This is a genomic window from Micromonospora zhanjiangensis, assembly GCF_042650605.1.
GTDB lineage: Bacteria > Actinomycetota > Actinomycetes > Mycobacteriales > Micromonosporaceae > Micromonospora_J > Micromonospora_J zhanjiangensis.
Genome location: NZ_JBHSBN010000026.1, coordinates 21,112 through 44,653, shown reverse-complemented (window position 1 = coordinate 44,653; position 23,542 = coordinate 21,112). Strand labels below are relative to the sequence as shown.

Sequence of the window (23,542 nt, the reverse complement as noted above, 5' to 3'; positions counted from 1 at the left end):
AGCATGGCCACCACACCTCAGACCCCCTACGAAGCGGTGCTCCAAGCCGCCCGCGAGGTGACCAAGCTCGACTGCGCGCTGGACGCCGAGATGCTCGGCACGGCCCTGCTCGGCAGCGTCTACGCGATCGCCGAGGAGGACCGCGGCGGTGCCGTCCGCGACTTCGTGACCGGGTTCCTCGCCGCGACCAGTCGGCGCCGTACCCCCGCCGCCACCACGATCCGGCGGGTGTTCGCCACCCTGGTGCCGGACGCCGCCGGGGCCGCCGCGGTCAAGCCCGGCACCCAGGCACCGCCGTGGTCCGACCAGCTCGGCCGGGTACGCCTGACCGGCAGCTACGCCTACGGCGACGTGTACGGCGACCAGACCTCATACCTGGCCACCTTCGCCTACGACGACAGCGACTCGGGTGGGCCGGAGCACGCCGTGGTGGCCCTGGTCGACCACAACATCGGGATCACCAAGGACGTCTTCGTCGGCGGCCCCGCCGAGCGGATCCTGGACCAGGTCCGGCAGATGTGCTCCGGCGACGAGTTGACCTGGTTCCGCGAGGAGGACCCGCGCCGGCTGCGCGGCGAGGTGGCCCGGCACCTGAGCATCACCGACGGCCTGGAGTCGCTGCCGGACGAGGGCTCGCTGGCCACCGACCGGGCACTGGTCGGCGCCCGGCTGGCCCTGCTGCCGGCGCCCCCGTTGGCCGTGGTGCGGGACGAGCCGGAGCCGATGTCCCGGGAGCAGAGCAGTGCCTTGATCCGCGAGTTCCTCGACTCGCCGGCCGCGGCCCGGTTCGGGCTGGACGAGGTGGACGGCGCCGACCTGGCGTCGTTGCACTTCTGCCTGAGCCTGGTGCTGGACCACGCGGCGACGTTCTCCGAGCCGGATCCGATGCGTTGGAGCCCGGCGGTGGCCGGCCTGTTCCTGCTGGACTGGGTGCACCGGCGGGCGGTGCTCGACATGGACGACGCCGCCATGCTGCCCCGGGTGGTGCGCGGCTGGGCGGCCCACGCCGCGGCCCGCCGGGGCCTGCCCGCTCCGGCCGCGGCACAGACCGACGCCGCGATCGAGGAGATGGTGCCGGAGTTCGTCCGGCTCTACACCACCGGCGAACGGCGCAGCCCGGCCACCGCCGCGGTCGCCCAGCTGATGGCCGACGGGGTGGACCCGAACGACCAGGCCGCGCTGGAGGCGTGGATCGAGGCCAACCGCGAACGGCTCGGCGAAGACCCGGCCTGACGCACTGTCGACGGTCTCCACCCGACCCTCCATCCGTTCTCCACCCCGTCCTCCACCGCCGGGTGGGTCCCCGCGGCGGCCGCGGTCCCTAGCGTTGCTGTCCATGAGGGAATCGGAGAAGGACCTGCTCACGCGGCTGGTGCGCCGGTTCGTGGCCGGAGAGGGTGGCAGCGTGAGTGGGAAGTCGGTCATAGGATTGGCGGTCGTCGGACTGATCGCGCTGCTGGTGTTCGTGGGATACCGGCTGCTGGTGGTTGAGTTGATCACCAACCTCCGGCACTGACCGTCGGGAACGGGAGCCCGGTCTGATGCAAATGCCGTCCGCCGTCCCGCACCCGATCCGCAGGGCCCGCCGTCCGACGGCCTGGCAGGTCGAGTGCACCATCGGAACGGTCATGATGGTCGCGGCTCCGCTGACGGCCAGGACCCCGTTGCCGACGGACGTCCGGCTGACGGCGGGCGTCGGCATCGTCGGGTGGCTGGTGTTCCTCGTCCTGGACCACCGGCGGCCGGCGGCCGCGCCGTTCGTTCTCGGCGGTTCGGCCCTGGTGCTGGCGCAGTCCATGGCCGCCACCGACGACGGCACGATTGTGATCATGGTGTGTGTCGCCCTGGCCGCGCTGTCCGCACACACCCGACCGGCGCCGGTCACGATCGTGCTGGCCACGGTGGCGGTCCTCGGCTCGGCGGTGCTCGGTGACGTGGTACGGGCGCGTCCGGTGGCGCACGTCGGCGGCAGCGCCTCGATCGTCCTCGTCGTGGTGATGCTGGGACTGATCCGCCGCGACTACCGGGTGAAGGCCGAACACGCCCAACGCCTGGTGGAACGGGAGGAGCATGCCCGGCGGGAGCATGCCCGGGCCGCGGCGCTCGAGGAGCGGACCCGGATCGCCCGCGAGTTGCACGACGTGCTGGCGCACTCGCTAGGCTCGCTCGCGATCCAGCTCGAGGTCGCCGACGGGCTGCTCGACGAGCGCGCCGACGTGGCCGCGGCCCTGCACCGGATCCGGCGCGCCCGGCGCCTGGTGGACGAGGGGCTGGTGGAGGCCCGGCACGCGGTGGTGGCGCTGCGCGAGGACGTACGGCCGCTGGCCGAGGCGTTGGCCCGATTGGCCGCCGACCACCAGGATGGCGGGACGAACCGGGTACGGATGGCGGTACTGGGGACGGTCCGGCCGGTGGCCGCGGACGCCGCTGTCGCCCTGCTGGGTGCGGCCCGTGAGGCGTTGACCAACGCCGCCAGGCACGCGACCGGCGCGGACGTCGGCATCACGCTCGAATTCCGACCCGACGCGGTCCGGCTGACCGTGCGCAACGATCCCGCGGAGCGACCACGTGGTCCGGAGCACGGACCCCATGGCTACGGTCTGACCGGCATGGCCGAACGCCTCGCGCTGGTGGGCGGGTCGTTGACGGCCGGCCGGGACGGGGACGGTTGGCTGGTCGCCGTCGAGGTGCCCGGATGACCGGCGACCCCATCCGGGTCGTCGTGGTCGACGACCAGCACGTCGTCCGGGAGGGACTCGTCGCCCTGCTCGGTCTCATCGACGGCATCGAGGTGGCCGGTGCGGCGGGGGACGGCCGCCAGGCCGTCGCCCTGCTCCGGGCCGTCCGCACCGACATCGTGCTGATGGACCTGCGCATGCCGCACGTCGACGGCGTCGAGGCGACCCGACGAATCACCGACGAGCACCCGGAGGTGGCGGTCATCGTGCTGACCACCTACGTCGACGACGAATCCATCCGGGCCGCGTTGCGGGCCGGGGCGCGCGGCTACCTCACCAAGAACGCGAGCCGGGACCAGATCGCGGTCGCGCTGCGGGCGACCGCACAGGGACAGGCCACGTTCGACCCCGCGGTGTCGCGCCGGCTGGTCCACGCGCTGCGGGTGTCGACGCCCGCTCCGGCATGGACCAACCCGGACCGGCTCACCCCTCGGGAGGTCGAGGTTCTGCGCCTGATCGCCGCGGGCACCGGCAACAGCGCGATCGCCGCGGCCCTGTTCGTCGCGGAGAGCACCGTCAAGACACACATCAACAACCTGTTCGCCAAGATCGGCGCGCGGGACCGCAACGACGCGACCCGGTACGCCCGCCGCAACGGCCTGGTCGAGGGCTAGCTCACCCGCCGAGGGTCGGTTGTCCGAGCGGGGTCGACCAGGTCGACTCCGGCGCCGACGGGACCGTGGGGGGCGACGACGGCCCGGTCGAGGCCGGCTGTGTCGGCGGCGGGCCGCTCGGTACCGCCGGGCCGACGGTGGGCGACGACGGCGGCTGGGTCGGAGCCGGAGGTGCCGGAAGGGCGGGGGACGGCGTACCCGAAGCGGTCGGGACGGCCGATGACATGGGCTGCCGCGACGGCGGTGGCTGTGGCGGCTGCGGGTCGGTGCGCACCGACCCGGTCGACGGCCGGGCGGCCGGTGAGCCGGGACCGGTGGGCAGGTCGCGGCGCGCCGGCGTACCGGGGTGGTGATGGGTGGCGGCCGGCGCGCCGCCGCCGACCGCCGACGGTGGCGCGTCGGAGGTCAGGACGACCGGTGGCAGCGGTATCACCACCGGAGCCGCCGGCGGGGGCAGGATGAACGGCGTGACCTCCGCGCCCTGACCACCGCCGTCGACGGTGGCCGAACCGGCGCCCATCACCGCGATGATGGGCATCGACGCGGTCCCGGCCAGTAGCGCGACGGTGAAGAGGTATCGCCGCGCCGGCCCGGCGAGACCGTCGGCCCGGTGCACGCCGACCCCCCGGCGGCCGGCGCGGTCACCGCCCGGCGACCGGTGCCGGGTCGGCGGCGACGGTTCACGGGCAGGGCCGGGTTCGGACACGGAAAGCTCCTCGTCAAGGGCGCGGAAGCCGGACGGACGCGGGGCGCGACCCACCGCTGTCACAGACTCGCTCAGTAACGCTGAGTTTTCCAGTCATGCACAGCATGTCAAAACGGCGAGTCGCGATTCCTCGACCCGGCGAACGGAGCAAACAGGGTACGGCTCGCGAACCAGGCACATACCGGCGGCGGTTGGAGACCGAACTGTGGGAGTGCTCACCTCCTCTGCGAATATGGGACCCGACGGCAACGCAGCCGCGGCCGCGGCGTACCCCGCAGCAGGTCCGGCTGGGCGTCGGCACTCCCGGATCGGATCCGGTCAGGACCCGGTCCACGCCGCGTGGCAACCCCCACCGGGGCTAGACGCGGAGCCAGGAAACCGCCCGGCACCAGTCGGGCGGGTGCACGAGTCGCGCGGTCGGGACACCCCCGGTGCCGACGCACGAAAGACAGGGAGATACGGATGGCGAAGGGCGACCCCGGGGTCACCTCCCGCGGCAAGCGGGCCACATCCCGGTCACGACGACCTGGGACCGGCGGCAGCGCCGATCCGGAGCTGGTGCAGCTACTCACCCCGGACGGCGACCGGGTCGACAGCGTCACGGCCCCGGACGGCACCGAGTACCGCGTCGACTTCACCGACGAGGAGTACCGCGGGCTCTACCGCGACCTCGTCCTGGTACGGAAGCTGGACGCCGAGGCGACCGCCCTGCAACGGCAGGGTGAGCTGGGCATCTGGGCGAGCCTGCTGGGTCAGGAGGCGGCCCAGGTCGGTTCCGGCCGCGCCCTGCGCCCGCAGGACATGGCGTTCCCGACCTACCGCGAGCACGGCGTGCTCTACTGCCGGGGCATCGACCCGATCATGCCGCTGGGCCTGTTCCGCGGGGTCGACCAGGGCGGCTGGGACCCCAACGAGTTCAAGTTCAACATGTACACGATCGTCATCGGCGCGCAGACGCTGCACGCCACCGGCTACGCCATGGGCGTCAACATGGACGGCCGGACCGGCACCGACGACGGCGAGGCGGTGATCGCGTACTTCGGTGACGGGGCGACCTCCCAGGGCGACGTGAACGAGGCCTTCGTCTGGGCCAGCGTGTTCAACGCGCCGCTGGTGTTCTTCTGCCAGAACAACCAGTACGCCATCTCCGAGCCGCTGGAGCGGCAGACCCGGATCCCGCTCTACCAGCGGTCCGCCGGCTTCGGCTTCCCCGGCGTACGGGTGGACGGCAACGACGTGCTCGCCTCGTACGCGGTGACCCGGGCGGCGCTGGACAACGCCCGGCACGGCCAGGGTCCGACCCTGATCGAGGCGTACACCTACCGGATGGGCGCGCACACCACCACCGACGACCCGACCCGGTACCGGATCGCCAGCGAGGTCGAGGCCTGGCGGGCCAAGGACCCGATCGCCCGGATGCGCGCCTTCCTGTCCAAGCAGCAGATCGTCGACGAGGCGTACTTCGCCGAGGTGGACGAGCAGGCCAAGCAGGAGGCGCTGCACCTGCGGGAACGGGTGCTGTCGATGCCCGACCCGCAGCCGCTGACCCTGTTCGACAACGTCTACGCGCACGGTTCGCCGCTGATCGACACGCAGCGCGAGCAGCTGTCCGCGTACCTGGGCTCGTTCGAGGGGAGCACGCACTGATGGCCACCGAGACCATGACCATCGGCAAGGCCCTGAACGCGGGCCTGCGCCGCGCGCTGGAGAACGACCCCAAGGTCGTCATCATGGGCGAGGACGTCGGCAAGCTGGGCGGCGTCTTCCGGATCACCGACGGCCTGCAGAAGGACTTCGGCGACAACCGGATCATCGACACCCCGCTCGCCGAGTCCGGCATCATCGGCACGGCGGTCGGCCTGGCCATCCGCGGCTACCGCCCGATCTGCGAGATCCAGTTCGACGGCTTCGTCTACCCGGCGTACGACCAGATCGTGTCGCAGGTGGCGAAGATGCACTACCGGTCCGGCGGCAAGGTCAAGATGCCGATCGTGATCCGGATCCCGTTCGGCGGCGGCATCGGCGCGGTGGAGCACCACTCCGAGTCGCCGGAGGCGTACTTCGCGCACACCGCCGGCCTCAAGGTGGTCTCCTGCGCCTCGCCGCAGGACGCGTACGCGATGATCCAGCAGGCCGTCGCCTCGGACGACCCGATCGTGTTCCTGGAGCCGAAGCGGCGCTACTACGAGAAGGGCCCGGTCGAGCTGGACGCCCCGCTCGGGCAGGCGTACCCGCTGCACGCCTCGCGGGTAATCCGACCCGGCTCCGACGCGACCGTGCTGGCCTACGGTCCGATGGTGCGGGTGGCGCTGGAAGCGGCCACCGCCGCCGAGGAGGACGGCCGCCAGATCGAGGTGATCGACCTGCGGTCGCTCTCCCCGCTGGACCTCGGCCCGGTCTTCGACTCGGTCCGCCGCACCGGACGCTGCGTGGTGATCCACGAGGCACCGTCCAACCTCGGCATGGGCGCCGAACTCGCCGCCCGGATCACCGAGGAGTGCTTCTACTCGCTGGAGGCCCCGGTGCTGCGGGTGGCCGGCTTCGACACCCCGTACCCGGCCGCCCGGGTGGAGGAGGACTACCTGCCCGACCTGGACCGGCTGCTGGACGCCGTCGACCGAAGCTTCGGGTGGTGAGCGGAATGTCGCGGATCAAGGAGTTTCCCCTGCCCGACCTGGGCGAGGGTCTGACCGAGGGCGAGATTCTCAAGTGGATGGTCTCGGCCGGTGACATGATCGAGCTGAACCAGCCCATCGTCGAGGTGGAGACCGCCAAGGCGGCGGTCGAGATCCCGGCCAAGTGGGGCGGTCGGGTGCACGCGATCTTCCACGAGGAAGGCACCGTGGTCGAGGTCGGTTCGCCGATCATCGCGATCGACACCGACCCGGGCGCGGGACCGGTCCCGTCCGCGCCGGCCGGTGGTGCCGTACCGGCCGGGGCCGCCGGGCCGGGGGCGACCACCTCCCAGTCGACCGACGCGCTGCCCGAGCCGTCGGCCGAGTCGCTGGCCGCGGTGCAGCTGGCGCCGGCCGAGGGCGCGGTGGAGCCGGGCCTGATCGGTGGCCCGGCGCCGGGCGGCCGGACCGCCGTACTGGTGGGTTACGGCCCCAAGACCACGGTGGCCAAGCGCCGGCCGCGCAAGACCGACGCGGCCGGTCCGGCGGGTACCACGGCACCCGCGCCGGCGGTCGCCACGCCGGCTCCGGTCGAGCCCGCACCGGCCCCGCGGCCGGCCACCGCGACGCCCGCGCCGGCACCGGCCCCCGTGCCGCGCACCGGCGCCGTCGTGCTGGCCAAACCGCCGGTACGCAAGCTCGCCCGCGACCTCGGCGTCGACCTGGCCGGGGTGGTCGGCTCGGGCCCGCTCGGCTCGATCACCCGGGACGACGTGCACGCCGCGGCGGCCGGGCGGACGGCGACCGCCGAGCCGGTGGTCGCCCCGGCCCCGGCGGCGAGCGGCTTCGGTGCCGACCGGGAGCAGCGCATCCCGGTCAAGGGGGTGCGCAAGCTCACCGCCGAGAACATGGCCCGGTCGGCGTTCACCGCGCCGCACGTCACCGAGTTCCTGACCGTCGACGTGACCCGGGCGATGAAGGCCCTGGACCGGCTGCGGTCCCGGCCGGACTGGCGCGAGGTACGGGTCTCCCCGCTGCTGCTGGTCGCGAAGGCGGTCCTGCTCGCGGTCCGCCGGCACCCGATGGTCAACTCGACCTGGGCCGGCGACGAGATCGTGGTCAAGGACTACGTCAACCTGGGTATCGCGGCGGCCACCGAGCGTGGTCTGATCGTGCCGAACATCAAGGACGCCGGCCGTCTCACGCTGCGTGAGCTGGCCGACGCGATGACGGCCCTGGTGCAGACCGCGAAGGCGGGGCGTACCGCACCGGCCGAGATGTCCGGGGGCACGCTGACCATCACCAACGTCGGTGTGTTCGGGGTGGACACCGGTACCCCGATCCTGCCGCCCGGCGAGTCGGCCATCCTGGCCTTCGGCGCCGTGCGGGAGATGCCCTGGGTGCACAAGGGCAAGATCAAGGTACGCCAGGTGACCACCCTGGGGTTGTCCTTCGACCATCGGATCATCGACGGCGAACTCGGCTCGAAGTTCCTCCGCGACGTCGGAGCCTTCCTGGCCGACCCGGAGGCGACCATGCTCGCCTGGACCTGAGCGAGCCGCTCGGCCCGAACGGCCGGTGGGTCCGCGGTGTTCACCGCGGGCACACCGGCCGTTCCGCTTCCCGCCGACGAAACTTCGGGGAAGCCTCCGCACGGCTTTAGATTATTAGGCCGGTGTTGCAGCTCACCTAAGAATCGTTGGGATTTTGGCGCGTACTGCGGCACACTCGTAGGCACAGACGGGTGACAACCGAATAGCCAGGAGAGCACCGCAATGAGCATGATCAACCGTTTCCGCAGCCGCCGCGACGCCGCACGCCGCACCCGGGCCATCGAGAAGGCGCTCAGCGCCGCCAACTCGCCGGCCGTGCGCGAGGAGATCCGCGCCATGGCTCAGCGCCACTACGGCTGAACCCACCCGGACTTCTCTCGTCCCCATACCCCCGATGACCCGCCCGGCCCGCCGGGCGGGTCATCGTCGTCCGGGACCGGCCGACACCGGGATTCCCCCTCAACCCGACGCCCGGTACGGTTGGGCACGGCCGCCACCCCCGACCGGCCACGGACGTACGCCCCGGTGCGACGCGACGCGTCACCCCGGGCCGCGCCATCTCGGGTCGGCGGTCAGCGCCCCCCGGCGCCGCCGGTCCCGACCGGCTACGGTGCGGGAGGGTTCGCACAGCCGGTTCCGCCCGGCGACCGTGCCACCGGCGCCCGTGTCGGCCGGCACGGCCGACACACACTGGAGGAGGCGCGCGCATGACTTCCGAGGGCCGCCAGCACAACGTGGAGGCGCCGGACGAGGCAGCGCCCGGCGCCGCGGGATCAGCACCGGACGGCAGCCACCGGGACGATCCCGACGAACGACCCGACCGACGGCCCGAGCCGGGCGGCTGGGCGCCGACGACCACCGGACCCCCGGCTCCCGCCTGGGGAAGTCCGGGCCCGACGCCACCGTCCGCCGCCCCGGCCTGGGGCACGCCCGACCCTGCCGGCGCGTCGGCCACCCCGGAGGCGCCGACCCACTGGGCGCCGTCGACCGCCGGACAGTCGAGTGCCCCGATGTCCTGGGCTCCCGCCGACAACGGTCCGTCGTCCGGCCCGCCGCAGTCCTCCGGGATGCCGGACGATCAGCGCGCGGCCGACCCGGCGGACGCCTGGGCCCCGCGTGGCGCGCCGCCCGTGACGCCGGGCTGGAATCCCGACAACGCGTGGACCCAGCAGCCGGCCGCCCCGGCGGAGCAGCCGTCCTCCGGCGCCCCGTGGAGCCCGCAGACCGCGCCACCGGCGAGCCGACCCGCGGCGGACGCGCCGTGGCAGTCCACGGCGGCGCCGGCCTGGCCGTCGGGTTCCCCGTCCGAGCCCGGCGCGGCCGGTCAACAGCCGGACGAGGCCCGGGGCTGGCCGGGTGGCAACGCCTTCGCCCCGCCGAGCGCCGACCCGGTGGCCGCCGGTCGGGCCGCGGCGGCGGCCGCCGCGGCCGCGGAGCCGTGGTCGCCCGAGGACGCCTGGGGCGCCGCCCGCACGGACGACCCCGCCGGACAACCGAACGACCCCAGTGACCCGGTCGGGCCCGGCAGCGACAGCCTGTCCCAGCGCCAGCGGGGCCGGTTGTCCGACGAGCACCAGCCGTCCGACGGCGCCGAATCCACCGCCTTCCCACAGCGGAGCCACGACTCCGGTGGCTTCCCGACCGCCGGGCCGGACCGGGACCTGTCGGAGCCCGGGCCGGCGTACCAGCCGGCGCCGGCGCCGGGCATCGTCCCGGCCCCCGCCGCCGTGCCGCTCCCGCCGCAGCAGACCCGGGTGCCGGGCGCCAGCCTCGCCACGGCTCCGCCGCCCGACTTCGACCATTTACCGGCCGCCGACCACGTACCCGGCGACGCACCGGACCGGCGCGAGCCGACCGGCGGCGGCGAGGCGTCCCGCGGCTGGGACCGGGAGAGCTTCCAACCGACCGGGTACGAGGCCGCGCCGCCGACCGGATCGCCGATGGTGCCCCGGCAGCGTACGGGCGGATTCGACCCGGCCGCCCAGGACCCGGCGGCCGGGTCGGACCCGGCCGGGGCCGCGACCGCGGCCGTCTCCGCCAGCGCCTCCGTGCCGCTGTCCAGCCGGGTCATGCCACCGACCGACCAGGGCCTGCGGCCGGGTTCCGCGCCGCCACAGTCGCGCGTGTACGGACGGCCGGCCGCCGAGCGGTCCGAGGAGAACGTCGGCGGCCCCGAGCCCGACGACGCCTCGGGTTCCGGATCCGGCCCGGTCGACCACGACCAACCGGCCCAGTACGGCGGCTACGGCCAGGACGGTCCCGCCCCGGCCGGCACCTACGGGGCGCCGCCGCGCGCCGGCGCTCCGGCCGCCGGCACGTACGGGACACCGTCCACCCCGGACGGACCCCCGCCGGGTGTCTACGGCCAACCGCCGAGCCAGGACGGACCCCCGCCGGGGGTGCACGGCCAACCGGCCACCGGCCCGGACGTCCCACGAGCCGGCGGCACGTACGGCCAGCCGGCCGGCCCGGAGAGTCGACCGGCGGGCGTCTACGGCCAACCGCCGAACCAGGACGCTCCCCCGCCCGGCCCCTACGGCCGGCCGGGGGGTGACCAGGACGGTCCGGCCGGTTACGGCGGTCCGGCGGCGTTCTCGGACCTCACCGGGCGTCCCGTCTCCGGCGGTGCCCAGGCCGGCCCGGCTCAGCCGGGCGCCCCGGCGCCGTACCAGGCACCGGATGCCTTCCCGGGCACCGGTGGCGGGCCGTTCGGCGACCAGGGTGAGCAGTTCCGCAACGGGCCGGGCGGGCAGCCGTTCGGTCCCCGCCCCACCGGACCGGCCGGATTCGGCCCGCCGGACGGACCCCCCGGATTCGGCCCGCCCAACGGACCCCCGGGGTTCGGCCCGCCCAACGGACCCCCCGGATTCGGCCCGCCCAACGGACCCCCGGGGTTCGGGCCGCCGGACGGACCGCCCGGATTCGGCCCGTCGGACCGGCCCTCCTCCGGGCCGCCGATGGACCGCACCGCCCTCGCACCGGCGGTGCCGGCGAGCGGGCCGCCCGGCGCCTGGACACCGCCGTCCGACGCCGCCCAGAACCGGTTCGACTCGTTCAGCCCGCAGGCGGAGCCGGCCCCGGCGGAGGAGAGCGGCGAGCAGCCGGTACCGCAGGTCCGCAACGTCCGGGTGCTGATCACCGTGCTGACCGCCGCCGTCCTGCTGCTGGTGGTCGCGTTTGGGCTGGTGTGGCTGTTCAGCGGGAGCGACGACAAGGCGGCCTTCAACCCGGATGTCGGCTCCTGCGTCAAGCAGTCCGGTGAACAGCCCGCCCCGGCCAACTGCGGCGACGCGGGAGCGTTCAAGGTGCTGTCCAAGGTGCCGACGAAGGACAAGTGCCCGGACCAGGCCCAGCCGCACATCGTGCTGAAGGCCACGGACAAGCAGCCGGAGCAGGTGCTCTGCCTGCAACCGGCCACCGCCGGCTGAACCCCGCCACCGACGTACTCCGACGCGTGCCCCGTCATCCGACCGGGGCACGCGTCACTCGGTGGTGCTGCGCCGGGGTGGCGGAGCCGGCATGGCAGTCTTGAGACCATGAGTGCGACTCCCCGGGTACGGGCGCCCGAACTGCGCGGTCGAGGCTGGCTGAACACCGGCGACCGGCAGATCCGCCTCGCCGACCTGCGCGGCAAGATCGTTTTGCTGGATTTCTGGACCTTCTGCTGCGTCAACTGCCTGCACGTGCTGGACGAGTTGCGCCCGTTGGAGGAGAAGTACGACGACGTCCTGGTCGTCGTCGGCGTGCACTCGCCGAAGTTCGAGCACGAGCGGGACCCGGCCGCGCTGGCTGCCGCCGTCGAGCGGTACGGCGTCCGTCATCCGGTGCTCGACGATCCGGAGTTGATCACTTGGCAGCAGTACGCCGCCAAGGCGTGGCCGACGCTGTCCGTGGTCGACCCGGAGGGCTACGTGGTGGCCACCATGGCCGGCGAGGGGCACGTGGAGGGCCTGACCCGGCTGGTCGAGGAGTTGGTCGCCACGCACGAGGCCAAGGGCACCCTGCACCGCGGCGAGGGCCCGTACGTCCCGCCGGCCGAACCGACCAGCACGCTGCGTTTTCCCGGCAAGGCCGTCGCGCTGGCCGGCGGGAACCTACTGGTCTCCGACTCGGCCCGGCACTCACTGGTCGAACTCGCCCCCGACGGGGAGACGGTGCTGCGCCGGATCGGCTCGGGGGCCCGGGGCCGGGCCGACGGCACCGCCACCGACGCGGCCTTCGCCGAGCCGCAGGGGCTCTGCCCGCTGCCGGAGCACGTCGCCGAGATCGCCGGCTACGACCTGGTGGTCGCCGACACCGTCAACCACCTGCTGCGCGGCGTGAAGCTGGCGACCGGCGAGGTGTCCACGGTCGCCGGCACCGGCCGCCAGTGGCGCTCGACCGTCGACGACCACGCGCACGACGCCCTGTCCATCGACCTCTCCTCGCCGTGGGACCTGGCCTGGTACGACGACAAGGTGATCGTCGCGATGGCTGGCATCCACCAGCTGTGGTGGTTCGACCCGGTGAAGCGGACCACCGGCGTCTACGCCGGCACCACCGTGGAGGCGCTGCGGGACGGGCCGCTGCCGGACGTGTGGATGGCCCAGCCGTCCGGGTTGTCCGTATCGGCGGACGGTGCCCGGTTGTGGATCGTCGACAGCGAGACCAGCGCCCTGCGGTACGTCCAGGACGGTGCGATGGGCACCGCCGTCGGGCAGGGCCTCTTCGACTTCGGGCACGTCGACGGGCCGGCCGACCGGGCGCTGCTGCAGCACCCGTTGGGTGTCCGCGCGCTGCCGGACGGTTCGGTGCTGGTGGCGGACACCTACAACGGCGCGGTACGCCGGTTCGACCCGGCCACCGGTACGGTCCAGACGATCACGGACGGGCTGGCCGAGCCGAGCGACCTGGTGCTCGGCGCGGACGGTGCGGTGCTGGTGGTCGAGTCGACGGCGCACCGGTTGACCCGGCTCGCCCCGGGCGCGTTGTCGGCGGCCGGCGCGACCACCGTCGAGGGCGCCCGGCGCCGGACCGAGCGGCCGGCCACCGAGCTGTCCGGTGGTGAGGTCACCCTGGACGTGATCTTCACGCCGGCACCGGGTCAGAAACTGGACGAGACGTTCGGCCCGTCCACCCGGCTGCAGGTGTCGGCCTCCCCGACGGAACTGCTGCTCGACGGGGCCGGCGCGGGCACCGAGTTGTCCCGGCGGTTGACGCTCAACCCCGAGGTGCCGGCCGGCGTACTCCAGATCGTCGCGCAGGCGGCCACCTGCGACGCCGACGCCGAGCACTCGGCCTGCCACCTGACCCGCCAGGACTGGGGCGTCCCCGTCCGAATCACCGAAACCGGCCCCACCCGCCTCCCCCTAATCCTCCGCGGCCTGGACACCCCCTGACCACCCCACCCCACCGCGTTGATCATGAAGTTGTTGTCGACCGCTTCGGCGTGTCGCGACAACAACTTCATGATCAACAACAGGGGAGGGCGGGTCAGGGGAGTTTGTAGCCGGGGATCGAGGGCCAGCGGACGGTCATCACCACCGACTCCTCCTCGGCGTACCAGGAGTGGTCGACGCCGGGACCCCAAACCAGGTAGTCGCCCGGTTCGACCAGCAGCACGCTACGGCCGGGCAGGTCCACCCGAAACCGGCCGCTGACCAGCACCAACAGGGCCGTACGGGTCTCGCCGGTGGCCCATGCCGCCCGCTTGTCACCCGGCGGGTGCACGCCCCACTTGATCTCGACGTCGGTGCTGTGCCGGGGGTCGCCGGGCGGCTTGAAGTGGCCGAGCAGCCAGCCGTGGTCCGCCGCCGCGTCGATCTCCGCCCTGCCCACGTACACGCTGTCCGTCACGACCCGCGACGCTAACAGCGCCGCCGAGCATCGGTGACAGCGATGTCCCCGACATTGCTGTCACCGTCGCGCTTCGAAGCAGCAATGTCGGGGACATCGCGCTCTCCGGCGCGGGACGCGCACGGAGTGCGCACGGGGTGCGCTCCCGGGTGGGCGGCGCGCAGGGGGCGCGGTGGGGTGGGGCGGGAGTGGGCCGGTGGCGGTCGATGGCGGTGGGGGTCAGGTGGGGGGTGCGGTGAAGGGGGTGAGCGTCACGTCGGTGCGGCGCAGCGCGGCGCGGACGCGTCGGGCGAGGTCCACGGCGCCCGGGGTGTCGCCGTGCAGGCAGATCGACTCCACCGGGCACGGCAGGTCCGTACCGTCGACGGCCCGGACGGTCCGCTCGACCGCCATCCGTACCGCCCGCTCGGCGACCTCGTCCGGATCGGCGACCAGCGCGTTCGGGGCGCCGCGCGGCACCAGGGTGCCGTTCGGCAGGTATCCCCGGTCCGCGAAGCCCTCGCCGACCGTCCGCAGTCCGGCGCCGGTGGCGAGTTGGGCCAGGACGGACCCGGGCAGGCAGAGCAGCGGCAGCGTACGGTCGTGGTCGAGCACCGCCGCCACCACGGCCGCCGCCTGGGTCTCATCCACCGCCGCGGTGTTGTAGAGCGCGCCGTGCGGTTTGACGTACCGGACGGCGGTGCCGGCCAGCCGGCAGAACGCGTCCAGCGCCCCGATCTGGTAGATGACCTCGTCGCGCAGGTCCGCGAAGGCGTACTCGATCCGGCGACGCCCGAAGCCGGCCAGGTCCCGGTAGCCGACCTGGGCGCCGACGGCGACGCCGCGCGCGGCCGCCGCCGCGCAGACCCGGCGCATGATGCCCGGGTCGCCGGCGTGGAAGCCGCACGCGACGTTCGCCGAGGTGATCACCTCGAGCAGCGCCTCGTCGTCACCGAGCCGCCAGTGGCCGAAGCCCTCCCCGAGGTCCGCGTTGAGGTCCATGCCTGGGACCGTAGCGAGGGTCGATCGTTGTTCACCAGGCCGGCCTGGATCGAGCCGCCCCGGCGACGCCTGCCGACCGACTCGGCCAGCGGGCTGCCACCGGCGCACCCGGACACCCGCGTGGCCCAGGGATCCCCGGCCGGAAGGTCGACGGTGACGGGGCGCACTACCGCGAAGTAACCTACGGTGCCGTAACCTGGTCCGGTGACCACCTCCACCCCGTTCCGGATGAAGCCGGTCGACATCGGCAAGCCGCGGATGCGCGGCTGGTTGCACACGTACGCGTTCTTCGTCGCGGTCGTCTGCGGCATCGTGCTCTGCTCGATCGCCGCCGGGCGCCCCGGCTGGTCGCCGGTGCTGAGTTGCGCGGTCTACAGCCTCACGGTGTGCGGGCTGTTCGGCACCAGCGCGCTCTACCACCGACGGGTGTGGTCGGAGACCGGCTACCAGATCATGCGCCGGATGGACCACTCGATGATCTTCGTGTTCATCGCCGGTACGTACACCCCGTTCTGCCTGCTGCTCCTGCCGGAGCGCAAGGGCGTCATCCTGCTCTCGATCGTCTGGGCCGGGGCGCTTGCCGGGGTGGCGGTGAAGCAGATCTGGCCGCACGCGCCACGCTGGGTCTCCGCCCCGCTCTACCTCGCCCTCGGGTGGGTCGCGGTCGCGGTCCTGCCGGACATCCTGCACCGCGGCGGGGTCACCGCCCTGGTGCTGATGCTCGCCGGCGGGGTGGCGTACAGCGTGGGTGCGGTGTTCTACGCGCTGCGCCGGCCCAATCCCTGGCCGACGGTGTTCGGGCACCACGAGTTCTTCCACGCCTGCACGCTGGTCGCCGCGATCCTGCACCACATCGCGATCTACTTCGCCCTGTTCGCCTGACCCGACCCGACCGGCACCCGCCGCACCCGATCGGCGGGCCGCGCGGCGGGCCGGCGGCGCCACGCCGGGCGGGAAAGTCGCGGCGCGCGTCGACCTGGCCGCCCGTTTCGGTCCCCGATCCGGCAAGCTGTCCGCATGACCGAACGCAGCATCGTACTGTTGCGGCACGCCAAGGCGGAGCGCACCACCGGCACGCCCGACGCGGACCGTCCGCTGACCGCCCGGGGTCACGCCGACGCCGCGGCGGCCGGTGCCTGGCTGGCGCACAGCGGCTTCCTGCCCGAGACGGTGATCTGCTCGCCCGCCAAGCGGACCCGGCAGACCTGGCACGACGTCGCGCTCGGCATGGCCGAGCCGCTGCGCCGGCTGACCGCCGCCGCGCCGGGCGGGAAGATCCCACCGACCGACCCGACCGAGCCACCCGGCGGTCCGCGCCCCGCCCGGTCCGGCCCGACCGTGCGGTACGAGCGACCGGTGTACGCCGGCACCGCGGAGACTCTGCTCGACCTGCTGCGGGCCGTGCAGCCGACCGCCGCGACGGTGCTGCTGATCGGGCACAACCCGATCCTCTCCGAACTGTCCGTCCTGCTCGACCCGGTGCATGCCGACCCGGACGGGCTGCGGACCTGCGGCATCGCGGTGCACGGCATCACCGGCGAGTGGACGGCGCTGGCCCCGGGCCGGGCACCCCTGACGAAATGGCACACCGCCCGCGGCTGAGCGCGTCCCGGGCGAGGTGCCGGTCAGGTGGGTGGAGCGTTGGGCGGGGGCGGATCCGGCGGCGGTGGCATCATCGCCGTCGGATGGGACAGCCGGTTCTCCTCGACGATCAACGTCCGGGCCCGCTGCCGGCGGGCCTGCCAGTAGGAGAGAGTGATCAGCAGTACGGCCAGGCCGGCGAGCATGAAGACCCAGCCGACCGCCCGCAGGTCGACCCACCACACGTTCGCCCGTACGGCGAATGTGAAGATTGCCCCTATTGCGATCAGCAAGATACCGCTACCGATGCCCATGTGCGTTGCACTCCCTGTGCGGTGGCTTCTGGGCTAGCTGTGGCGACTCACGCTAGTGGTGCAAGCCCGGCAAAATGCGCGATTCTCCGGCTCCCGATTACCACGACGGCCGGCGGGCAAACCGCCCGCCGACCGTCGGAACCACCGTCACACAGGGATTTCGGGTACGTCCCGTCAGAACGCGTCCTCGTCGAGGTCCATCAGGTCCAGCGAGGTGGATTCGATGATGCGCCGGTCGGCGCCGATCCGCGGCAGCACTTCCCGGGCGAAGAACCGCGCTGCCGCGATCTTGCCCTCGTAGAAGGACTTGTCGGCGCCGGACGTCTCGCCGGCCAGGGCCCGCAGCGCCACATCCGCCTGCCGCTGCAGCAGCCAGCCCACCACCAGGTCGCCGACCGCCAACAGCAGTCGCCGGCTGGAGAGGCCGACCTTGTAGATGGCCCGGACCTCGCCGGCCTGGGCCTCGCCCAGCCAGCCGGTCATCGTGCCGATGATGGTCTGCACCTCGACGAGCGCCTTGCCCAGGGCGAGCCGCTCCTCCTTCAGCCGTCCGTTTCCGGCCTCGGAATCGATGAACGCCTGAATCTCACCGGCGACCGCCATCAGCGCCTTGCCGCCGTCCTTCACGACCTTGCGGAAGAACAGGTCGAGACTCTGGATCGCGGTGGTGCCCTCGTACAGGGTGTCGATCTTCGCGTCCCGGACGTACTGCTCCAGCGGGTAGTCCTGCAGGAAGCCCGAGCCACCGAAGGTCTGCAACGACTCGTGGCCGAGCAGCTCGTACGCCCGCTCCGAGCCGACGCCCTTGACCAGCGGCAGCAGCAGGTCGTTGACCCGCTTGGCAATCTTGGCGGCCTTCTCGTCGCCGGCCAGCTCGGCCTCGTTGATCTTGTCCTGCCAGGAGGCGGTGTAGCAGACCAGCGCGCGCAGGCCCTCGGCGTACGACTTCTGCATCATCAGCGAGCGACGCACGTCCGGGTGCCGGGTGATGGCCACCCGGGGGGCCGTCTTGTCGGCCATCTGCAGCAGGTCGGCGCCCTGCACCCGGTTCTTCGCGTACTCCAGCGCGTTCAGGTAGCCGGTGGAGAGGGTGGCGATCGCCTTGGTGCCGACCATCATCCGGGCGTACTCGATGATCATGAACATCTGCCGGATGCCGTCGTGCTTCTCGCCGAGCAGCCAGCCCTTGGCCGGGGTGCCGTGCTCGCCGAAGGTCAGCTCGCAGGTGTTCGAGACCTTGATGCCCATCTTGTGCTCGACGTTGGTGGCGTAGACCCCGTTACGCTCGCCCAGCTCGCCGGTCTCCGGGTCGAAGTGGAACTTCGGCACCACGAACAGCGACAGGCCCTTGGTGCCCGGACCGCCCACGCCGTCGACGCCGACCGGACGGGCCAGCACGTAGTGCACGATGTTGTCGCTCAGGTCGTGCTCACCCGAGGTGATGAACCGCTTGACGCCCTCGATGTGCCACGAACCGTCCGGCTGCGGAACGGCCCGGGCCCGCCCGGCGCCGACGTCGGAGCCGGCGTCCGGCTCGGTCAGCACCATCGTCGAGCCCCACTGCTTGTCGATGAACAGCCGGGCCCACCTCTTCTGCTCCTCGGTGCCCTCGACGTGCAGCACGTGGGCGAAGGACGGGCCGGAGGCGTACATCCAGATCGGGGCGTTCGCACCGAGCACCAGCTCGGCGATCGACCACCACAGCGCCCGGGGCGCGTTGCTGCCGCCCAGCTCGGCCGGCAGGTCCAGACGCCAGAACTCCGAGTCCATCAGGGCCCGGAAGGACTTCTTGAACGACTCGGGCAGCGGGGCGGTGTGGGTCGCGGGGTCGAAGACCGGGGGGTTACGGTCACCGTCGGTGTAGCTGGCCGCCAGATCCTCGCGGGCCAGCCGGTCCACCTCGGCGAGGATGTCCCGGGCGGTCTCCACGTCGAGTTCGGCGAACGGCCCCTGACCGAGCACGCGGTCCGCGCGGAAGACCTCGAACAGGTTGAACTCGAGGTCCCGAAGGTTGCTCTTGTAGTGCGTCATGCGGGCTGGACCCCCCGATACGAGACAGGTGTTACCGGTCAGTAACCAGTGCCCCCGACTGTATTACTCGCGGGTAGACATCGACAACCCACCGTGCTGAGTGAAACCGGACACTTTCCGGTCCGATCCGGGGTCGACGCAACGGGGCGCGGGCCGGCGGCCTCCGTCAGTGCTCGGCCGCGCCGACCTCCCAGCTCGGTACGGCCGGGCCACTCGCCGGCCGCGGTCCGGCGTACTCCATCAGCACCAGGGCGATGTCGTCGTCCAGCCGTCCGTGCACCCACTCGACCAGGGCCGTCTCCAGCGAGGCGAGCCCGTCGGCGACCGTGCCGTGCCCGAGCAGCCGCCAGGCCCGGTCGGCGATCGGGAAAAACTCACCGTCCCGGCGCGCCTCACCCAGACCGTCGGTGAACAGGAGCAACCGGTCACCCGGTTCGAGTCGTTCCACCCGGGGCTGAACCACCGGCATGAAGCCCAACGGCGGCGCCGTCGCCGGTGGCTCCAGGGTGATCACCTCGCCGCGACGCAGCAGCAGGGGCGCCGGGTGGCCGCAGTTGACGATGGTCAACGTGCCACCGCGCTCCTCCACCAGCGCGGCGGTGACGAAGTCCTCGTCGCCGACGCTGCGGGCCACCGCCCGGTCCAGGTCGGCCACGATCGCCCGCAGGTCGGCCCGCTCGTAGGCGACGTGCCGGTACGAGCCGAGCACGATACTGGCCAGCCGGACCGCGTCCAGCCCCTTGCCGCGTACGTCGCCGATCAGCATCCGTACGCCGTACGGCGTGTCCACCGCCTCGTAGAGGTCCCCGCCGATGTCGGCGGCGGCGGTGGAGGAGATGTAGTGGCCGGCCACGGCCAGCGTCCCGACCTGGGGCCCGAGCGGTCGCAGCACGGCCTGCTGGGCCACCGAGGCGAGTCTGGACAGCTCGGCGATCCGCTCGGCCTGCCCCTGCCGGATCGCCGCCACCCGGGCGGCGATGCCGGTGGCGAGCACGATGCCGGTCAGGTTGACCACCGTGGCCACCGAGATCATCTGGCCGGCCAGCGCGAAGCCGGCCCCGACCAGTGTGGACGCCGAGCCGACACCGAGCACCACCCGCCAGTTGGCGAAGGCGGCGGCGAGGAAGGGGGCCGCCGCCAGCAGGCCGACGTAGTTGGCCTTCCGCCCGTCGGCCAGCTCGACGACGGACACCAACGCGAGCAGGACGAGGGCCGCGCCGATGCCGGCACGGGACTCGGGGCTCAGCGGACCGCCGCGGCGGGACCGCAGAAGATGCGTGCGTACGCGGAACAGCATGCCTGATCGATCGCCAGGACTGAACGACGTTGTCCCCTCGTCCGACCCGGGTGTGGCCGCCCGGCGCACCGCGCGACCGGAAAACCCGGCCGCCCGGTCACCGAGCGTGCCCGGATCAGCTACCGGAGAGGATCTCGTACTTGACGTCGACCTCACCCTGACCCAGCGGGGCGATCGTGGCGAACGCGGCCCGGGACAGGTCCAGGCACCGCCCGTCGATGTACGGGCCACGATCGTTGATCCGGACGATCACCGACTTGCCGTTGGCCGGGTTGGTGACCCGTACCCGGGTGTTGAAGGCGAGGGTCTTGTGCGCCGCGGTGAGCGCGTCCGGGTTGAACGTCTCGCCGTTGGCGGTCATCTGCCCCTCGTCGTAGAACGACGCGCCGCAGGATCCGCTGCCGACCACCATCGGGGAGCTGGTCTTGCGGGTGGCGGTCGGCTTCGGCGCGGTCCGGGTCTTGCCCCGGGAGGCGGCCGGTGACCTGGTCGTCCGCGGCGTCGGCGACGTGGCCGAGGGCGACGGCGCGGCGCCGAGCGATTCGACCACCGCCGGGCTGTCCGTCGGTGCCGAGCCCGTCGACACCGGCAGCGGCGCCGCGTCGCTGGTCGCGGCGGGCTGGGCAACGAGCTGGACCACCCCCACCGTGCCGCCCACCGCCAGCGCCACGCCGACCGCGGCGGTGCTGACGATGCCGGCCGGGGACCGGAGGATCCGAACTCGCGAGTGCTTTCCAGCCACGGACGCGTCCTTTCGCCGTCGAACAAGATCGCTTACGGCCGGCGCGAACACCGGCCGAAGCGGAACCTAGCGAGAGATGCTCGGATCAGGTCAACGTGATCATGCCCTTATGCCCGCATTTGTTGGCAAACGTCAAGCCGATCATCCGACCCCTGGTGGGCCGGTCGTGTCCGTGCCGCCAGGATGGGTCCGTGCACCCTGAGCTGAGCAAACGGCTGATCTCGCGGTTCCGCTGGATCGATCCCGATCCAACCGGCCCACACCTGGTCAGCGACGGTTCCGGCTGGTGGCGCGATCCGGACATCCTGCGCCGGATCGGACCCGCCCTGGCCGCGCCGTACCGGACCGCGGCGCCCACCGTGGTGCTCGCGCCCGAGGTGGCCGGGCTGCTGCTCGGCCCGCTGGTCGCGGTCGCGCTCGGCGCCGGGTTCGTCCCGGCCCACAAGGACGGCCGCGCCGGGTCCGACCCCCGCCGGATCGCCGGCCCGACCACCTGGGCCGACACCGCGCCGGACCATCGCGGCCGGGTGCTGCGCCTCGGCGTACGGGACGACCGGCTCGGCCCCGGCGACCGGGTGCTGCTGGTGGACGACTGGGTCTCCACCGGCGCGCAACTGCGGGCCCTGTACGAGCTGATCGCCGCGCGGGGCGCGGAACCGGTCGGCGCGGCGGCCGTGGTCGCCGACTGCCCGCCGGAGCTGGCCCGCGAACTGCGGCTGACCGCCCTGCTGGACGCCGCCCAACTCGACAACTGACCCGGCTCCCGCGAACCGTCATCGCCGCGATCCGGCCGGCGCCGGCCGGTAGGGTCCGGAATTATGTGGCCCCGGATCGACGGACTGCGCACCCTGGCCCTCGGTACGCCCGGTGAACAGCGCGCCCGGCTCAACGCCCTGGTGCTCGCCGGCACGAAGACCGCCACCGCCGGCCTGCTGTCCGAGTACGCCGCCGAGGGCGAGGAACTGGAACAGCCCGGCGAGCGGTTGGCGCTGATCGACGACGCGGACGCGGCGGTCGGCACGATCGAGATCCTCGACGTACGGGTGCTGGCCCTCCAGGACGTGCCGTGGGAGTTCGCCGCCGCCGAGGGCGAGGGGGACGACTCGATCGAGCAGTGGCGGGCCGGGCACCTGGCCTACTGGGCCCGCCTCGGCGAACACGTCACCTCCGACACCGACATCGTCTGCATCACCTTCCGCCTGCTCTAGACACCAGATAGCGCCGTCCCTTGGTGTCTTTCTATCCGGATACCTGGCGTATCCTTGCATTCATGACGCGCATCACCGTGGACATCAACGACGACTGGCTCGATGCTGCCCGTGAAGCCTTGGGCACGGAGACCAAGGTCGCCACGATCAACGAAGCGCTCCGCTCGTTTGCCGTTCGACGGCAGGCACGAGAGATCGTGGCCGCCTTCGACGAGGTGCCGGTCGAGTTTTCTGACACCGACCGCGCATGGGGGTACGGAGGGGGCAGGGACCTGTCCCGACTGGTTGAGGACGCCCGCAAGGCCGACGCCGCCTGATGGCCAGCACCATCTACCTCGCCGACACCTCGGTCTACGTCCTTCAAGGCCACCATCCACAAGTGCGACGGCGATTCGAGAGCCTGCTCGCCGAAGGACGCCTTGCCGCCTGTCAGATGACCGCGCTTGAGTACCTCAACAACGCGCCTGATCCCAGGGGCTACGAACGGCTGTGGCACGCATTGCACGGCCAGCGGTGGATCGATGTGAGCACCGCAGCCATGGATCGTGCGCTGGACGTACACCGGCAACTCGCTCTCAGGAGCCAGCATCGAAAATTCCGGCTACCCGATCTGATCATCGCCGCGGCTGCCGAATTGCACAGCGCGACCGTGCTGCACTACGACGCCGACTACGACCGGATCGCCGAAGTCACCAACCAGCCCACCGAGTGGGTCGCTCCGCGAGGCTCGCTCTGACAGTGCGGTTCTCCGAGCCTTGCCCGGACCGGCCTACGATGCCGGGATGACCACGTCCGCCTTTCTCGCCGAGTCGAACCGGGTCGCCATCCGCCGGCCCACCGCCGCGGACCGGGAGGAGTTCGTGGCCCGGGTCCGGGACAGCCGGGACCTGCACCATCCCTGGCTGACCATGCCGGAGACGGCGCAGGAGTACGACAGCTACCCCGCGCCCGCCGAGGGGATGCCGCGCGAGCGGCTGCTGGTCTGCGACCGGGAGACCGGTGACATCGCCGGCTTCGTCAACATCAACACCATCGTGGCCGGACGGTTCCAGTGCGGGTCGCTCGGCTACGGGGCGTTCGTCCCGTACGCGGGCCGGGGCTACCTGAGCGAAGGGCTCCGGCTGGTGCTGCGCTTCGCGTTCGACGACCTCGGCCTGCACCGGCTGGAGGCGAACGTCCAGCCGGGCAACACGGCCTCGATCAACCTGGTGAAGCGCAACGGTTTCCGCCGCGAAGGCTACTCGCCGGACTTCCTCTTCATCGACGGCGCCTGGCGGGACCACGAACGCTGGGCGATCACCACGGAGATGTGCGTCGGCTGAGCGGG

The 23,542-nt window shown here is 72.6% G+C and carries 24 protein-coding genes; 17 read left to right on the top strand and 7 right to left on the bottom strand.

Annotated features, from left to right (window positions below):
• Positions 1-3 precede the first annotated feature (3 nt).
• From ACFOX0_RS27175 to ACFOX0_RS27160, 4 genes are all read left to right on the top strand, one after another.
• The gene (locus ACFOX0_RS27175) at positions 4-1,233 is read left to right on the top strand and encodes a hypothetical protein (protein ID WP_377551172.1); all 1,230 of its coding nucleotides are present in this window, start codon (positions 4-6) and stop codon (positions 1,231-1,233) included.
• 103 nt (positions 1,234-1,336) lie between these two features.
• Entirely contained in the window at positions 1,337-1,516 is a 180-nt protein-coding gene (locus ACFOX0_RS27170) for a hypothetical protein (protein WP_377551169.1), read from the top strand.
• Positions 1,517-1,541: 25 nt separating this feature from the next.
• Positions 1,542-2,699, top strand: coding sequence for a sensor histidine kinase (locus ACFOX0_RS27165; protein WP_377551166.1), 1,158 nt, complete (start codon positions 1,542-1,544; stop codon positions 2,697-2,699).
• Positions 2,696-3,352 carry a response regulator gene (locus ACFOX0_RS27160; RefSeq protein ID WP_377551163.1) on the top strand — a complete coding sequence of 219 codons (657 nt, stop codon included), beginning with the start codon at positions 2,696-2,698 and terminating at the stop codon, positions 3,350-3,352. Before ACFOX0_RS27165 ends, ACFOX0_RS27160 begins: the two co-directional genes overlap by 4 nt.
• Position 3,353: 1 nt before the next feature.
• Here the strand turns inward: ACFOX0_RS27160 and ACFOX0_RS27155 are convergent, their stop codons facing one another.
• Complete coding sequence (locus ACFOX0_RS27155) at positions 3,354-4,058, bottom strand: hypothetical protein (RefSeq protein ID WP_377551160.1); 705 nt, start codon at positions 4,056-4,058, stop codon at positions 3,354-3,356.
• Between the two features lie 462 nt (positions 4,059-4,520).
• Between ACFOX0_RS27155 and pdhA the strand changes: the two genes are divergently transcribed.
• The 6 genes from pdhA (at position 4,521) to ACFOX0_RS27125 (ending at position 13,604) form a co-directional block, all read left to right on the top strand.
• Positions 4,521-5,705 (top strand): pyruvate dehydrogenase (acetyl-transferring) E1 component subunit alpha, encoded by a 1,185-nt coding sequence (pdhA, locus tag ACFOX0_RS27150; RefSeq protein ID WP_377551157.1) that lies wholly within the window; start codon positions 4,521-4,523, stop codon positions 5,703-5,705.
• Positions 5,705-6,694, top strand: a complete 990-nt coding sequence (locus ACFOX0_RS27145) for an alpha-ketoacid dehydrogenase subunit beta (protein ID WP_377551154.1) — start codon at positions 5,705-5,707, stop codon at positions 6,692-6,694. Before pdhA ends, ACFOX0_RS27145 begins: the two co-directional genes overlap by 1 nt.
• Before the next feature lie 5 nt (positions 6,695-6,699).
• Positions 6,700-8,226 carry a dihydrolipoamide acetyltransferase family protein gene (locus tag ACFOX0_RS27140; protein ID WP_377551268.1) on the top strand — a complete coding sequence of 509 codons (1,527 nt, stop codon included), beginning with the start codon at positions 6,700-6,702 and terminating at the stop codon, positions 8,224-8,226.
• A gap of 222 nt (positions 8,227-8,448) precedes the next feature.
• Positions 8,449-8,586, top strand: coding sequence for a hypothetical protein (locus tag ACFOX0_RS27135; protein ID WP_377551151.1), 138 nt, complete (start codon positions 8,449-8,451; stop codon positions 8,584-8,586).
• A 347-nt stretch (positions 8,587-8,933) separates the two neighbouring features.
• On the top strand, positions 8,934-11,654 hold the full coding sequence (locus ACFOX0_RS27130) for an LppU/SCO3897 family protein (protein WP_377551148.1): 2,721 nt from the start codon (positions 8,934-8,936) through the stop codon (positions 11,652-11,654).
• A gap of 108 nt (positions 11,655-11,762) precedes the next feature.
• A complete protein-coding gene (locus ACFOX0_RS27125; RefSeq protein ID WP_377551145.1) occupies positions 11,763-13,604 on the top strand; it encodes an NHL domain-containing thioredoxin family protein in 1,842 nt (613 codons plus the stop codon).
• A 94-nt stretch (positions 13,605-13,698) separates the two neighbouring features.
• Here ACFOX0_RS27125 and ACFOX0_RS27120 read toward each other — a convergent pair whose 3' ends face one another.
• Both ACFOX0_RS27120 and ACFOX0_RS27115 read right to left on the bottom strand, forming a co-directional pair.
• Positions 13,699-14,061: a signal peptidase I gene (locus tag ACFOX0_RS27120; RefSeq protein WP_377551142.1), complete on the bottom strand. Its 363-nt coding sequence runs from the start codon at positions 14,059-14,061 to the stop codon at positions 13,699-13,701.
• A gap of 219 nt (positions 14,062-14,280) precedes the next feature.
• Positions 14,281-15,042 carry a LamB/YcsF family protein gene (locus ACFOX0_RS27115; protein ID WP_377551139.1) on the bottom strand — a complete coding sequence of 254 codons (762 nt, stop codon included), beginning with the start codon at positions 15,040-15,042 and terminating at the stop codon, positions 14,281-14,283.
• A gap of 204 nt (positions 15,043-15,246) precedes the next feature.
• Here ACFOX0_RS27115 and trhA point away from each other — a divergent pair, with 204 nt between their 5' ends.
• Together trhA and ACFOX0_RS27105 are read left to right on the top strand one after the other, a co-directional pair.
• A complete protein-coding gene (trhA, locus tag ACFOX0_RS27110) occupies positions 15,247-15,924 on the top strand; it encodes a PAQR family membrane homeostasis protein TrhA (RefSeq protein WP_377551137.1) in 678 nt (225 codons plus the stop codon).
• Positions 15,925-16,059: 135 nt separating this feature from the next.
• Positions 16,060-16,644: a SixA phosphatase family protein gene (locus tag ACFOX0_RS27105; RefSeq protein WP_377551134.1), complete on the top strand. Its 585-nt coding sequence runs from the start codon at positions 16,060-16,062 to the stop codon at positions 16,642-16,644.
• Positions 16,645-16,667: 23 nt separating this feature from the next.
• Here ACFOX0_RS27105 and ACFOX0_RS27100 read toward each other — a convergent pair whose 3' ends face one another.
• From ACFOX0_RS27100 to ACFOX0_RS27085, 4 genes are all read right to left on the bottom strand, one after another.
• A complete protein-coding gene (locus tag ACFOX0_RS27100; RefSeq protein ID WP_377551131.1) occupies positions 16,668-16,937 on the bottom strand; it encodes a DUF6458 family protein in 270 nt (89 codons plus the stop codon).
• Between the two features lie 174 nt (positions 16,938-17,111).
• Positions 17,112-18,968, bottom strand: coding sequence for an acyl-CoA dehydrogenase (locus tag ACFOX0_RS27095; protein WP_377551129.1), 1,857 nt, complete (start codon positions 18,966-18,968; stop codon positions 17,112-17,114).
• A gap of 166 nt (positions 18,969-19,134) precedes the next feature.
• On the bottom strand, positions 19,135-20,265 hold the full coding sequence (locus ACFOX0_RS27090) for a PP2C family protein-serine/threonine phosphatase (RefSeq protein WP_377551126.1): 1,131 nt from the start codon (positions 20,263-20,265) through the stop codon (positions 19,135-19,137).
• Between the two features lie 115 nt (positions 20,266-20,380).
• Positions 20,381-21,007 carry a septal ring lytic transglycosylase RlpA family protein gene (locus ACFOX0_RS27085; RefSeq protein WP_377551123.1) on the bottom strand — a complete coding sequence of 209 codons (627 nt, stop codon included), beginning with the start codon at positions 21,005-21,007 and terminating at the stop codon, positions 20,381-20,383.
• 191 nt (positions 21,008-21,198) lie between these two features.
• Between ACFOX0_RS27085 and ACFOX0_RS27080 the strand changes: the two genes are divergently transcribed.
• The 5 genes from ACFOX0_RS27080 to ACFOX0_RS27060 all read left to right on the top strand — a co-directional run bounded on the left by ACFOX0_RS27080 (position 21,199) and on the right by ACFOX0_RS27060 (position 23,537).
• On the top strand, positions 21,199-21,762 hold the full coding sequence (locus ACFOX0_RS27080) for a phosphoribosyltransferase family protein (protein ID WP_377551120.1): 564 nt from the start codon (positions 21,199-21,201) through the stop codon (positions 21,760-21,762).
• Positions 21,763-21,825: 63 nt separating this feature from the next.
• Entirely contained in the window at positions 21,826-22,215 is a 390-nt protein-coding gene (locus tag ACFOX0_RS27075) for an ASCH domain-containing protein (RefSeq protein WP_377551118.1), read from the top strand.
• A 62-nt stretch (positions 22,216-22,277) separates the two neighbouring features.
• The gene (locus ACFOX0_RS27070) at positions 22,278-22,532 is read left to right on the top strand and encodes a type II toxin-antitoxin system VapB family antitoxin (protein ID WP_377551116.1); all 255 of its coding nucleotides are present in this window, start codon (positions 22,278-22,280) and stop codon (positions 22,530-22,532) included.
• Positions 22,532-22,951, top strand: a complete 420-nt coding sequence (locus tag ACFOX0_RS27065; protein ID WP_377551113.1) for a PIN domain nuclease — start codon at positions 22,532-22,534, stop codon at positions 22,949-22,951. Before ACFOX0_RS27070 ends, ACFOX0_RS27065 begins: the two co-directional genes overlap by 1 nt.
• 46 nt (positions 22,952-22,997) lie before the next feature.
• Positions 22,998-23,537, top strand: coding sequence for a GNAT family N-acetyltransferase (locus ACFOX0_RS27060; protein WP_377551110.1), 540 nt, complete (start codon positions 22,998-23,000; stop codon positions 23,535-23,537).
• Positions 23,538-23,542: the final 5 nt, after the last annotated feature.